The organism is Acidovorax sp. YS12, assembly GCA_021496925.1.
In the GTDB taxonomy this organism is placed as follows: Bacteria; Pseudomonadota; Gammaproteobacteria; order Burkholderiales; family Burkholderiaceae_C; genus Paenacidovorax.
The window spans coordinates 3,051,030-3,064,288 of record CP053915.1 but is presented as its reverse complement, the minus strand read 5'-3'; the positions used below and the strand labels follow the sequence as shown (position 1 = coordinate 3,064,288).

Below are 13,259 nucleotides of genomic sequence, written 5' to 3'. Positions count from 1 at the left end.
GTGCTCCTTGTCAAGCTTGTGAGGGGTACACGCCCTGCGTGCAGATGATGAAGCTGATGGCCAGGCTGGGCATGACGTTGTTGTGCGGCAACGCGTTGCCAGCCGACGGGGCGACGCTGCCGGGGGCGAGCCAGGCGCTGGGGGTAGCGCTGTCGGCGTAGAGGGTGAAGCCGCTGGCCGTGCCGGGCGTCAGGCCCTGCGGGCTGGTGGCGCTGGCCGCGCCGCCCGCCGACAGGTTGTGGTTGTGGGCCGGGGTTTGCGCCACAGTGAGGGTGACGGCCTCTACGCCAAGCTGCTGGCCCAGCACGCGGTTGGTCAGGCCCGTGCCCTGGTCCTTGCCAATGGCCAGCCGCCCGCGCAGGTCGGGCAGGTTGAAGTTGGTACGCCCGTTGCCGCCGTAGGTGGTGCTTAGCAAGCTGAAAAGTACCTCGTAGCCACTGATATCCAGCTGGCGGCCGTCGCATGGCAGCCAGCCTAGCGGGGCGTAGTCGCCCGCGAACATGCGGATTTCTCCAACGAATGCTTCACTCATGGGGGATGGTCTCCTCGGGCGGTGGCACCAGGCGGGTGAGGGTGGCCTGGTAGTGGATTTCCCCGGCCGCGCCGCCCATGACGGGGCCGAGGAACAACGGGAACCGGCCCAGCAGCGGGTGGGCCAGCAGGTAGGTGGCATGCGCGGGGCGGCCAATGCCGGGCCCGGCGAAGTCGAGCGTGAGGCTGGCCACGCCCCGGCCCTGGCGCTGCGTGGCGCGCTGCAGTTGCAGCGTGGCCAGTGGGGCGGCGCAGCCGAGCTGGGTGGGGTCGTGCAGTTCAAAGGCGCTGCCGGTGCTGGCGGCCAGGGCGTCTGGCCCGGGCAGGCGCGGCGGCTGGGGCGGGCGCTGCATGTACAGGTACACGCCCCGATCCTCGCGTGCCTGCAGGCCCAGGCGCTCGTAGGCGCCGAGGATGGGGTTGTTCTTCTCGACGTGCAGGCCCAGGGGGATGCCGCAGGCGTCGGATTCCTCGGCCAGCGCGCGCAGCAGGCGCCCGCCCAGCCCCTGGCGCCGGTAGGCGGGCAGCAGGGCGATGTCGATGATGCGGATTTCCGCCGGGGTGCGGTCCACGTACAGGCGTCCGGCCACATCGTCGCCACTGTCGCCGTGCAGCACGAGGCTGAACGTGGGGTTGGCGTAGCTGCGCATGTACTGGGCGTGCTGGGCGGCGAATTGCTGGCGGGTGAAGGCGTCCCACGCGGCGGAGTGTTCGGGGCCGCTCCAGCCGAGCTGCTGGCGCTCGGCTTCGCGCGTGGCGGCGAAGATGGCGTGCAATGCCTCCTCGTCGCCCGGCTGGATGGGGCGCAGCGCCAAGGGGCCGGGCGGGGTGCGGTGGGCGGGCATGGTGGAGGTGTGTGGTGAGGGTTTGCGCGCCGGGCGTCAGCAGCCACCGCCTGGATGCACGATGTAAAACATCCTAGATGAATTGCAAAATTTTGTGAACAATTGATTTGCCCTATTGCAATAGTCGGTTTTCAAGGTGCAAGGCATCAATGTGGTCAGCCCAGGGTAGCGGCGTTTACGGGGCGCTATCTGAGCGAATCTGAGCAGTCAGGGTATTTGCTGATGCCGGGTGAAAGATGCCTTTCAGCCTTTGCCCGCCGGCCCCGCCAAAGGCGTGGGGTGGGCGCGTGAAAGGGGGCGGGCCTATCATGGCGGGTTCGACTTTTTCCGCCTGCCGATGCCCGACTCCGTTCTTCCCGCCGCCGCCGATGGCCTCTCTCCCGCCCGCGCGCTGCGCGAGCAGCGCATCAGCATCCGTGGCGCGCGCACGCACAACCTCAAGAACATCGACCTGGACCTGCCGCGCAACCAGCTCGTGGTGATCACGGGGCTGTCGGGCTCGGGCAAGTCCAGCCTGGCGTTCGACACGCTGTATGCCGAGGGCCAGCGGCGCTACGTGGAGAGCCTCTCCAGCTATGCGCGCCAGTTCCTGGGGCGGCTGGACAAGCCCGACGTGGACCTGATCGAGGGCCTGTCGCCCGCCATCAGCATCGAGCAGAAGGCCACCAGCCACAACCCGCGCTCCACCGTGGGCACGGTGACGGAGATCCACGACTACCTGCGCCTGCTCTACGCCCGCGCCGGCACGCCGCACTGCCCCGAGCACGGTCTGCCGCTGGCCGCGCAGACGGTGAGCCAGATGGTGGACGCCGTGCTGGCCCTGCCCGAGGACACGCGCCTGATGCTGCTGGCCCCGGTGGCGCGGCAGAAGAAGGGCGAGTTCACCGAGCTGTTCGCGCACATGCAGGCGCAGGGCTACGTGCGCTTTCGCGTCGATGGCCAGATCCACGAGCACGAGAGCCTGCCGCCGCTGAAAAAGACCGAGAAGCACGACGTGGACGTGGTGATCGACCGGCTGAAGGTGCGCGCCGACGCGCAGCAGCGCCTGGCCGAGAGCATCGAGGCCGTGCTGCGCGTGGGCGGCGCGGAGGGCCATGGCCGCGTGCTGGCACTGGAGATGGACACCGGGCGCGAGCATCTTTTCAGCAGCAAGTTTGCCTGCCCGGTGTGCAGCTTCTCGCTGCCCGAGCTGGAGCCGCGCCTGTTCTCGTTCAACTCGCCCTCGGGCGCCTGCCCGTCGTGCGACGGGCTGGGGCAGCAGGAGGTGTTCGACGCCGCGCGCGTGGTGGCCTTTCCGTCGCTCAGCCTGGCCAGCGGCGCCATCAAGGGCTGGGACCGGCGCAACGGCTACTACTTTGCCATGCTGGAGAGTCTGGCGCGGCACTACGGCTTCGACGTGGAAACGCCGTTCGAGCAACTGCCCGCCGCCGTGCAGCAGGTGGTGCTGCACGGCTCGGGCGCGCAGGAGATCGCCTTCACCTACCTGCTTGACAGTGGCGCGCGCAAGGGCCAGCCCGTCGTGCGCCACCATGCGTTCGAGGGCATCCTGCCGAACATGACGCGGCGCTACCGCGAGACCGATTCCACCGTGGTGCGCGACGACCTGGCGCGCTACCGCAGCACGCAGCCCTGCCCCGAATGCCATGGCGCGCGCCTGCGCCGCGAGGCGCGCCACGTGCGTGTGGGGGCGGGCGTGGGCGAGGGGGCGGCGGGCTGCGCCATCCACGACGTGAGCCAGATGACGCTGCTGGCCGCGCGCGACTGGTTCGCTGCGCTGCGTCTGCCGGGGGCCAAGGCGGAGATTGCCGACAAGATCGTGCACGAGATCGTGGCGCGCCTGACGTTCCTGAACGACGTCGGCCTGTCGTACCTGAGCCTGGCACGCAGCGCCGAGACGCTCTCGGGCGGCGAAGCCCAGCGCATCCGCCTGGCCAGCCAGATCGGCAGCGGCCTCACGGGCGTGATGTACGTGCTCGACGAACCCAGCATCGGCCTGCACCAGCGCGACAACGACCGCCTCATCGCCACGCTGTCGCGCCTGCGCGACCTGGGCAACAGCGTCATCGTGGTGGAGCACGACGAGGACATGATCCGCGCCGCCGACCACGTGGTGGACATGGGCCCCGGCGCGGGCGTGCACGGCGGGCGCGTGATGGCGCAGGGCCGCTGCGCCGACCTGTGCGCCGCGCCGGATTCGCTCACCGGCCAGTACCTGTCGGGCGCGCGCGCCATTGCCGTGCCGGCGCGGCGCACGCCCTGGCAGCCGGTGCTGGCGCCGCCGCCCGCGCCCGCAAGAAAGGGGGCGGAGCGCGCGGCGGGCCTGCCCGCCGCGCCCGCCGGCGCGCCGCAGGCGCTGCAAACGCTGCATGTGGCCGGCGCCAGCGGCAACAACCTGCGCGGCGTGAGCGTGGACTTTCCCGTGGGGCTGCTGACCTGCGTCACCGGCGTGTCGGGCTCGGGCAAATCGACGCTGGTCAACGACACGCTGCACAAGGCGGCGGCGCGCGCCATCCACCGCGCGCACGACGAGCCCGCGCCGCACGAGGCCATCGAGGGGCTGGAGTATTTCGACAAGGTCATCAACGTGGACCAGTCGCCCATTGGCCGCACCCCGCGCAGCAACCCGGCCACCTACACCGGCCTGTTCACGCCCATCCGTGAGCTGATGGCCGAGACCACCACGGCCCGCGAGCGCGGCTACGGCCCGGGGCGCTTTTCCTTCAACGTGGCGGGCGGGCGCTGCGAGGCCTGCCAGGGCGACGGCGTGGTGAAGGTGGAGATGCACTTCCTGCCCGACGTGTACGTGCCCTGCGACGTGTGCCACGGCCAGCGCTACAACCGCGAGACGCTGGAGGTGCAGTGGAAGGGCCGCAACATCGCGCAGATCCTCGACCTGACGGTGGAGGACGCGCACGCCTTCTTCAAGGACGTGCCGTCAATCGCGCGCAAGCTGCAGACGCTGCTGCAGGTGGGCCTGAGCTACATCCGCCTGGGCCAGAGCGCCACCACGCTCTCGGGTGGCGAGGCCCAGCGCGTGAAGCTGGCGCAGGAGCTGAGCCGGCGCGACACCGGGCGCACGCTCTACATCCTGGACGAGCCCACCACCGGCCTGCACTTCGCCGACATCGACCTGCTGCTGCGCGTGCTGCACCAGTTGCGCGACGCGGGCAACACCATCGTGGTGATCGAGCACAACCTCGACGTCATCAAGACCGCCGACTGGCTCATCGACATGGGCCCCGAGGGCGGCGCGGGCGGCGGCACCGTGGTGGGCACGGGCACGCCCGAGGCGCTGGCGGCCAACCCGGCCAGCCACACCGGGCGCTACCTGCGGCGGTATCTGGCGCTTCTTTCTTGATAGCTGCTGGCGCTTGCCTGGCAAGGAATTGGCGGTGTTTTCATTGCAAAACCATTGCCAGGCAAGCGCCAGCAGCTAGCAAAGAAGGAGCGCAACCTCTGGGCAACCTCACGGCGCGCGCCAGCCGCGCAGCTGTTCCAGCGGCCCGGGCCGGCCGAACCAGTAGCCCTGGGCGTTGGGGCAGCCCATGGCGCGCAGGCGCTCGGCCTCGGCCGCGGTCTCCACGCCCTCGGCCACCACGGTCACGCCGAAGCCATGCGCCATGTGCAGCACGGCCGCGATGATGGCTTCGTCCTGCGCCGAGGCGAGCAGCTTGCGCACGAAGCTCTGGTCGATCTTGATGCAGTCGAACGCCAGGCGGCTCAGGTAGGCCAGCGACGAGTAGCCGGTGCCGAAGTCGTCGATGGCGATGCGCACGCCCAGGGCGTGGATGGCGGCGATGCGCTCGCGCATGGCCACGTCGCTGTCGATCAGCACCGACTCGGTCAGCTCCAGCGTGAGCTGCTGCGGCGGCAGGCGGCTGGCCGACAGCACCGCGCGCAGCGTGGCCGGAAAGTCCGACTGGATGAGCTGGCGCGCCGAGACGTTGACGTGCAGGTCGAACCCCGGCGGCAGCGCGCCCAGCTGCTGGGCGATGTCGTGCGTGGCGCGGTGCAGCACCCAGTCGCCCAGCGCCAGGATCAGGTCGGACTCCTCCGCCGTGGGGATGAACAGCCCCGGCGGCACCATGCCGCGCGTCGGGCTGTTCCAGCGCACGAGCGCCTCGGCGCCCACCATGCGCCCGCTGGCCAGGTCGACCACGGGCTGGTAGTGCACCAGGAATTCGTCCTTTTCCAGCGCCTGGCGCAGCTCGTTCGACAGGCGCGCGCGCTCGAAGGCGTGCGCGGCCAGCGCGGGCGAGAAGGCCACGGACCGGTTGCGCCCGCGCCGCTTGGCCTCGCCCAGGGCCATGCTGGCGTTGCGCAGCCATTCGGGCAGGTCGTCGCTGGCCAACTGCCCCTCCACGGTGCCGACCGAGGCGCGCACGAGGATCTCGTCCGCCCCCACCGAGAACGGCGCGGCGAACAGCGCCTGCAGTGCCTCGCCCATCGCCGCGGCCGAGAACTGGCCTTCGTCGTTGAAGTGCAGCACCGCGAATTCGTCGCCGCCCAGGCGGGCCAGCAGCGCGGGCTCGGGCAGGCGCAGGCGCAGGCGCTCCGACACGGCCTGCAGCAGCCGGTCGCCCGTGCCGTGGCCCACGCTGTCGTTGAGCGCGCGGAAGTCGTCCAGCCCCACCAGGCACAGCACCGCCGGGCGCGGCTGGGCCCACTGGCTGCGTTCGAGCAGGCCGCGCCGCGTGAGCGATTGCGTCAGGCTGTCGTAGAGCAGCAGCTCGCGCATCTGCTGGAACGACTGCTGCAGGCGCTCGGCCATGTCGTTGAAGGCGCGCACCAGGATGGAGGTTTCCAGCAGCGCGCCGCCGCGGTCCGGCGCGGCCTGCCATTCGCCGTGCGCCAGGCGGTTGGCCGCCTCCGCCGTGCGCAGGATGGGGCGCACGGCCTGGCGTACCGCCCACAGGCCCAGCAGCAGGCCGAAGGCGGCGATGGCCAGGCTCCACAGCAGCATGTGGCGGCTCTGCGCGCGCGTCTCGCCCAGCAGCGCGGATTCGGGCAGCACCACCACGATGCGCCAGTCCAGCCCGCGCGCGTCCTGGTACGGCGTGGCGCGGGCGAAGTAGCGCTCGTCCCCTTCCTCGAAGCTGAAGCCCGCGCCCGCCGCCTGCGGCAGCAGGGCGGCCGCCCGGCGTAGCACCGGGCTGGCGCTGTCGCCGATGCGCAGGCGCGCGCGCTGCGCCTGGGGCGTGCCGGGCTGCGCCGGGGCCAGCACCGGGCCGGGCTCGGAATGCGCCACCAGGTAGCCCTGCGCGTCCACCACCAGCACCTGGGCCTGGCCGCGCAGCGGCTCCTCGCGCAGGAAGCGGCTCATGCTGTCGAGCCGCACGTCGGCATTCATCACGCCGGCCAGCCGCCCGCCTGCGTACACCGGGCTGGCAGCCGAGATGGTGATGTCCCCGCGCTCGCCCGCCGTGGTGTAGATGGGCGACCACAGCGCCTGGCCGGAATGGGCCACGGGCGCATACCAGGGGCGCACGCGCGGGTCGTAGCCGGGGTAGGAGGCCACCACGGGGCCGGGCACGGGCTGCTGGTAGACGTGCATCAGCCCCTCGCCCCGGTTCTCTTTCAGGATCAGGCGGTAGCTGCCGTCGGGCTCGCGCCGCATGCCCGCGTAATCGCCCTGCTGGCTGCCGAAGCCCAGCAGGCTGATCTGCGCGTGCCGGGCGTACACCTCGGTGAACACGCCGTGCAGGTAGGCGTACACGCCTTCCAGGCGCCCCGGCGCGTACAGGCCCTGGCGGCCGATGGTGTCGCCGATGCCGCGCTGGATCTCGAACGGCACCTCCAGGTACTCGGACAGCCGGCTACGCGCCGTGGCGGTGATGGCTGCGAGCAGGCGTTCGCTTTCCTGGTCGATGAGCTGCTGCACCTGGCGGTGCTGCATGAACGCCTGCAGCCCCACGGTGGCCGCGAACAGCAGCGCGAAGGGGACGGTGATGGCGGTGCGCAGCGAGAACTGGAGCGGACGCATGGTGGTGCCGCGAAGCGGCTGCGCGGCGGGGGCCACGCTCCGTGCGGGAGGGTAAGCCATTGTGAACGGCCTGGGCGCTGCTGTGCAAGCGGGGCGCCTGCCTGCGCAGGCCGGTTCACCGCATGCGCATAAAAACCGCCTGCAGCCCTTGTGCAGAAAGCGCAGGCAGCTCCTGAATCAATAGCGTCAGGACGGCAGCCCGAGCCGCTGCGTGCTGCCGCCCGCCGCCAGGTGGAACACCGCCACGCCATGCACCAGCTCCTGCGCCTGGCCGTGCAGGCTGCTCGCGGCGGCAGCCATCTGCTCGACCAGGGCGGCGTTCTGCTGCGTGGACTGGTCCATCTGCGTGATCGCTTCGCCCACCTGCGCCACGCCCTGCGACTGCTCGCGGCTCGCGGCGCTGATCTCGCCCATGATGTCGGTGACGCGGCGCACGGCGGCCACCACCTCGTGCATGGTGCTGCCGGCGCGCTCGACCAGCGCGTTGCCCTGCGCCACGTTCTGCGCGCTCTCGGCGATCAGCGCCTTGATCTCGCTGGCCGACTGGGCCGAGCGCTGCGCCAGCTGGCGCACCTCGCCGGCCACCACGGCAAAGCCCCGGCCCTGCTCGCCGGCGCGCGCGGCTTCCACGGCGGCGTTCAGCGCCAGGATGTTGGTCTGGAAGGCGATGGAGTCGATCACGCCGATGATGTCGGCGATCTTCCTGCTGCTGGTGTCGATGCCCTGCATGGTCTGCACCACGCGCGCCACCACGTCGCCGCCCTGCTGCGCCACCTGGCTGGCGCTGGCCGCGAGCTGGCTGGCCTGGGCCGCGCTGTCGGCGTTCTGGCGCACGGTGGCGGTCATCTGCTCCATGGCGGCGGCGGTTTCCTCCAGCGCGCTGGCCTGGCTTTCGGTGCGCGCCGACAGGTCCTGGTTGCCTTGGGCGATCTCGGCGCTGGCCGTGGCCACGCCGTCGGCGTTGTGGCGCACGCGCGCCACCACCTGGGTGAGCTGGCGGCGCATCTGCAGCAGCGCAGCGGTGAGGCGGCCGACCTCGTCCGTGCCGTGGGCGATGTCGGTGCCCGCGAGGTCGCCCTGCGCCACGGCGTGCGCCAGGTCGATGGCCTGCCCCAGCGGCTGGCGGATGGAGCGGGCGAACGCCGCGATCAGCGCACCGCCCAGGGCCAGGATCAGCGCCATGGCCAGCGCCTGGGCGATGAGAATGCGGCGCAGGCTGGCCTGGCGCTGCTGCAGCGTGGCGTCCAGGCTCTCCAGCGCCTTGGCGTTCAGCGCGTAGAGCGCGTCGATGGTGCGCGTGAAGGTGTCGAAGTATTCCTGCGGTGCCAGCTGCAGCGTGGCGGCCTCGGTCACTTCCTTGGTGGCCAGCGCCAGCGCCTGGGTGACGAGGGCGTGGGCCGCCTCGGCCGACGGGCCGAGCGCCGCGCGGTAGCCCGCGTCGCGCTGCATGGCGCGCTCGAACTGGCGGAAGGCGTCGCCCTGCAGTTCCTGCGCGCGCTGCTGCAGGGCCATCACCAGCCCCTTGTTCACCGGCGGCAGCTCGCGCCGCGCCAGGAAGCCCGAGCCCTGCGCGCGCAGGATGCCGAGCTTCTCGCCCAGCACCGGGGTGTGCACCAGGGCGGCCTGGATCAGCGCGTAGGCGTGCTCCGCCTCCTCCAGCTGCAGGCCGTAGGCGTTGAGCAGCTCCTCGCTGATGCGCATGACCGAGGCGATCAGCGCCGTGTGCTGCGCCGTGCTCTGCGCCTGCTGCACCTGGCGCTGGTCCACGCTGGCCTCCAGCGCCTGCCAGGTCTGGCGCGCCTGCTGCCAGGCCGCGAGCTGGTCGGCGGGCACCTGGGCCGCGGTCAGGCGGGCGCTGGCGGCCTCCACGGCCTGGTTCACCAGGTCGCGCGCGGCGGGGCGGCGCGCCGCCAGGGCCTCGTCGCCCCCGAGCATGCCCGAGGACAGGCCGCGGTGCACCTGCATGCGCTGCACCACCAGGCTCAGCGCCGTCAGCGGCGCGGCCCCGCTGGCTTCCAGGCGCGCGTGCGCCATGGCGCGCAGCGCGTCGCGCACGTACAGGAACGTGGGCAGCGCGCTCACGAGCACGCCGATGAGGGCCAGAATGGCGAATTTTTGCAGCAGGCTGATTCGGGAAAGCAAGGCCATGGCGGGGGATGCGGGGTAATGCAGAAGAAGGGTGGCAGGCCACCCACTGTGGTTGCACGCTGGGCGCATGGTTTTGTCAGACATCAAGAAGCATGGCGCGCGGCGCTGCACGGCAAATAGTTATCAAAATTCGTGCCAGCGCTTGCGTGGCAAGCGCTGCAAGCTATCAAAACAGGAGTAATGCGATGACGGCATGGGACTATGCGGTGGTCGGCGCGGGCATGGCGGGCGCCAGCGTGGGGTGGCAGCTGGCGCAGGCGGGCGCGTCGGTGCTGGTGCTGGAGCGCGAGGCGCAGCCCGGCTACCACAGCACCGGGCGCTCGGCGGCGCTGTTCATGGAGACCTATGGCACGCCCGCCATCTGCGCCCTGACGCGCGCCAGCCGCGCCTTCTACGCCGCGCCCCCGGCGGGCTTCGCCAGCGCGCCGCTGCTCACGCCGCGCGGCGTGGTGTACCTGGCCGGGCCGGGGCAGGAAGCGCTGCTCGAACGCACCTACGCCGAGCTGCGCCCGCACGCCCCTGGCCTGGAGCGTCAGAGCTACGCGCAGCTGCAGGCGCGCCTGCCCTGCCTGCGCCCCGAGGCAGTGGCCGCGGGCCTGTGGGAGCCCGGCGCCGCCGACATCGACGTGCACGCCCTGCACCAGGGCTACCTGCGCGGCCTGCGCCAGCGCGGCGGCGCGCTGCGCACCGGGGCCGAGGTGCTGGCGCTGGAGCGGGAGGGCGGCGGCTGGCGCATCGGCCTGGCGGGCGGCGACGTGGTGCGGGCGCGCCACGTCGTCAACGCCGCCGGCGCCTGGGCCGATGGGGTGGCGAGCCTTGCGGGCGCGGCGCCCGTGGGCCTGACGCCGTGCCGCCGCACGGCCTTCACCTTCGCGCCGCCGCCGGGCGCGGACGTGCAGGCCTGGCCCGCCGCTATGGGGGTGGACGACAGCTACTACTTCAAGCCCGACGCGGGCCAGCTCATGGGCTCGCCCGCCAATGCCGATCCGGTGCCGCCGCACGACGTGGTGCCCGAGGAGCTGGACGTGGCCACGGGCATCTGGCGCATCGAGCAGGTGACGACGCTGGCGATCCGCCGCCCCGCGTACACCTGGGCCGGGCTGCGCTCGTTCGTGGCCGACGGCGATTTCGTCATCGGCTGGGACGAGGGCGTGGCGGGCTTCTTCTGGCTCGCCGCGCAGGGCGGCTACGGCATCCAGAGCGCCGCGGGCTACGCCCTGCTGGCGCGCAACCTGCTGTGCGGCGAGCCGCTGGACGCGGCCCTGGCCGCGCAGGGCCTGGGGCCGGAAACCGTGGCGGCCCTGGCGCCAGGGCGCTTGCGCTGAACCATACGGATTTGCCTTCAACCGTCTAACGTCGTTGGTTCGCCTTGCCGTGCTACAGCACTGATCGTAGGCTTCCCGCCTAGTTATACGGTTGAATGCAAACCCGTATCAGGCGCGCGCCGCGTTCAGCGTGTCGCGCGTGTGCTGCGCGGCCTGGCGCGCGGCCTGCGCGAAGTCCGGGCCATTCGCGGCGTAGAGGATGGCGCGCGAGGAGTTGACGATGATCGGCCCCTGTGCGCGCAGCCCGGCGCGCACCGTGGCCACGGCGTCGCCGCCCTGGGCGCCGACGCCGGGGATCAAGAGCGGCAGCGTGGGCGCGAGGGCGCGCACGCGCTCGATCTCGTGCGGGTAGGTGGCGCCCACCACCAGGCCGAGCTGGCCGTTCTTGTTCCACGGGCCCTGCGCCAGGGCCGCGATGTGCTCGTACACCAGCGGCTGGCCGGGCACGCTGGCCAGGCGCTGCGCCTGCAGGTCGTCGCCGCCGGGGTTGGAGGTGCGGCACAGCAGGAAGGCGCCCTTGCCGTGGTATTCGAGATAGGGCTGCACCGAATCCCAGCCCATGAAGGGCGAGAGCGTCACGGCGTCGGCGCCGTAGCGCTCGAAGGCCTCGCGCGCGTACTGCTGGGCCGTGGAGCCGATGTCGCCGCGCTTGGCGTCGAGGATCACCGGCACGTGCGGCGCGTTGCAGCGCATGTGCTGCATCAGGCGTTCGAGCTGGTCTTCGGCGCCGTGCGCGGCGAAGTAGGCGATCTGCGGCTTGAAGGCGCACACCAGGTCGGCAGTGGCGTCCACGATGGCGGCGCAGAAGTCGTAGATCCTGTGCGCATCGCCCTGCAGGGCCCCCGGGAAACGGGCGGGCTCGGGGTCCAGGCCCACGCACAGCATCGATTGGTGGCGCTCGGTGGCGTCGCGCAGCATGTCGAGAAAGGTCATCGGGTGATTTTAGGTCTGCGCGCGGCGATGGCACCGGGCCAGGCGTGCGGCACGCCTCCGTCCGGAGCAGGAAAAAGAAAAGGCTGCCGAGGCAGCCTTGGTGCGATGCCCTGCGGTTCAGCGGGGCGTGGCCAGCAGGCGCTGCACGTCGCGGTCGTTGGGCAGGGCGTAGTCGTGGCCGCGGATGATGCGGCTGTCCTCGGTGCGCACCAGCTTCAGGCTCACGTAGGTGAAGTTGGCGGCCGGCGAATAGGTGCCCACGAGCACCAGCGAGGCGTTGTAGCTGCGCGCGATGTCCTTGATCTCGCGCGACAGCAGCAGCTCGCCCGCGCCTTCCTTGACGAAGATGTCGCCGCGCAGCTTGACTTCCTTGACGTTGAAGCCGAGCGCGGCCATCTGCGAGGCGTACTGCTCCGACAGCGTGCGGCCCAGCGGGGCCGAGCGGCTCAGGTCGTTGACGTTGACCACGGTGGCCACGAGCACCGGGCCGCCGCCCAGGGCGTTCAGGTCGAACCCGGCGGTGAGCTTGCTGACGGCCTCGCGGCTGTTTTGCAGCAGCGGGGCGGTGGCAGCGTCCTGGTAGGTGGGCTCGGCGCGGCCCACGTTCTGCGGCGCGCTGTTGCAGCCCGCCAGCACGGCGGCGGCGGCCACGGCGGAGAGGATGGCAAGGGTCTTCATTGCGACACCACCTTCAGGTTCATGGGACGGTACGCGGCGCCACGCATGAACAGCGGCGTGTCGGCGTTCTCGAGGTAGTACACGTCGGTCTTGCGCGCCACGTACTGGCCGTTGCGCGAGACGGTGGTCGTGAGGATCATCTCGGTGTTCGTCGGGCCGCCGGAGTTGATGCTGTTGGCATAGTCGGCGGCGACGGCCAGGCCCAGGCCGGCCAGGACCTTGGTGTCCACGTGCTCGTGGCGCAGGCCGTAGGCGGCGCCCACGCCGGCCGCCAGCATGGTGAACATGCCGGGAATGAAATGCGGGCGGTCGCTGTTGTGGCGCACCACCTGGGCTTCGTAGGTCACGTCCAGGGTCTGGCCCGGGGCCTGCATCACGGGCGTGCCGCTTTGCACGAATTGGGTGATCAGGAAGTCGCGGAAGGCGTAGTCGAACGCGCTGGCGTTCGGCGGCAGGGCCACGTACAGGGGCGCGCCCGCGGCACCCGCCTGGTTGAGCGTGCCCAGCGTCTGGGCCACCACGTCGCGCGAGACCAGTTCCCAGTGGCCGGCGGAGCGCACCTTCTGCTGGCTGGTGTATTGGAAATTCTCCGCCACGGGGATGGGCGCGTTGGCGCAGCCCGTCAGCATGGCAGCGGTGCCGACCAGAACGGCCGCGCCGATGGCCTTGGAAATGGACATGGTTCCCTCCTACGGAATTGGAAATGGGTGCGCCGGGGCGGGATGGCGCCCCGGCATTGGCGAATGATTTTGGGTGCGAGACTCGCCAAAAAACAAGAGAAAACTACGCTAACTGCGCCAGCCGCTTGGCATTTGT

The 13,259-nt window shown here is 71.2% G+C and carries 9 protein-coding genes; 2 read left to right on the top strand and 7 right to left on the bottom strand.

Annotated elements, in window-relative coordinates; all coding sequences use genetic code 11:
* Positions 1 to 10: 10 nt before the first annotated feature.
* Together YS110_13870 and YS110_13865 are read right to left on the bottom strand one after the other, a co-directional pair.
* Complete coding sequence (locus YS110_13870; protein UJB65760.1) at positions 11 to 532, bottom strand: phage tail protein; 522 nt, start codon at positions 530 to 532, stop codon at positions 11 to 13.
* On the bottom strand, positions 525 to 1,376 hold the full coding sequence (locus YS110_13865) for a GNAT family N-acetyltransferase (GenBank protein UJB65759.1): 852 nt from the start codon (positions 1,374 to 1,376) through the stop codon (positions 525 to 527). Before YS110_13865 ends, YS110_13870 begins: the two co-directional genes overlap by 8 nt.
* 337 nt (positions 1,377 to 1,713) lie before the next feature.
* Between YS110_13865 and uvrA the strand changes: the two genes are divergently transcribed.
* Positions 1,714 to 4,734, top strand: coding sequence for an excinuclease ABC subunit UvrA (gene uvrA / locus YS110_13860; GenBank protein UJB65758.1), 3,021 nt, complete (start codon positions 1,714 to 1,716; stop codon positions 4,732 to 4,734).
* Between the two features lie 108 nt (positions 4,735 to 4,842).
* Here the strand turns inward: uvrA and YS110_13855 are convergent, their stop codons facing one another.
* Together YS110_13855 and YS110_13850 are read right to left on the bottom strand one after the other, a co-directional pair.
* Positions 4,843 to 7,359 (bottom strand): EAL domain-containing protein, encoded by a 2,517-nt coding sequence (locus YS110_13855; GenBank protein UJB67458.1) that lies wholly within the window; start codon positions 7,357 to 7,359, stop codon positions 4,843 to 4,845.
* 186 nt (positions 7,360 to 7,545) lie between these two features.
* Positions 7,546 to 9,507 (bottom strand): nitrate- and nitrite sensing domain-containing protein, encoded by a 1,962-nt coding sequence (locus YS110_13850; protein ID UJB65757.1) that lies wholly within the window; start codon positions 9,505 to 9,507, stop codon positions 7,546 to 7,548.
* Positions 9,508 to 9,692: 185 nt separating this feature from the next.
* On the opposite strand from YS110_13850, the gene YS110_13845 reads away from it, so the two are divergent.
* Positions 9,693 to 10,832, top strand: a complete 1,140-nt coding sequence (locus YS110_13845; protein UJB65756.1) for an FAD-binding oxidoreductase — start codon at positions 9,693 to 9,695, stop codon at positions 10,830 to 10,832.
* Between the two features lie 108 nt (positions 10,833 to 10,940).
* Here the strand turns inward: YS110_13845 and pyrF are convergent, their stop codons facing one another.
* From pyrF to YS110_13830, 3 genes are all read right to left on the bottom strand, one after another.
* On the bottom strand, positions 10,941 to 11,765 hold the full coding sequence (gene pyrF / locus YS110_13840) for an orotidine-5'-phosphate decarboxylase (GenBank protein UJB65755.1): 825 nt from the start codon (positions 11,763 to 11,765) through the stop codon (positions 10,941 to 10,943).
* 117 nt (positions 11,766 to 11,882) lie between these two features.
* Positions 11,883 to 12,443 (bottom strand): hypothetical protein, encoded by a 561-nt coding sequence (locus YS110_13835; GenBank protein ID UJB65754.1) that lies wholly within the window; start codon positions 12,441 to 12,443, stop codon positions 11,883 to 11,885.
* Complete coding sequence (locus tag YS110_13830) at positions 12,440 to 13,123, bottom strand: hypothetical protein (protein ID UJB65753.1); 684 nt, start codon at positions 13,121 to 13,123, stop codon at positions 12,440 to 12,442. The genes YS110_13835 and YS110_13830 overlap by 4 nt, the downstream gene beginning before the upstream one ends.
* Between the last annotated feature and the right edge of the window lie 136 nt (positions 13,124 to 13,259).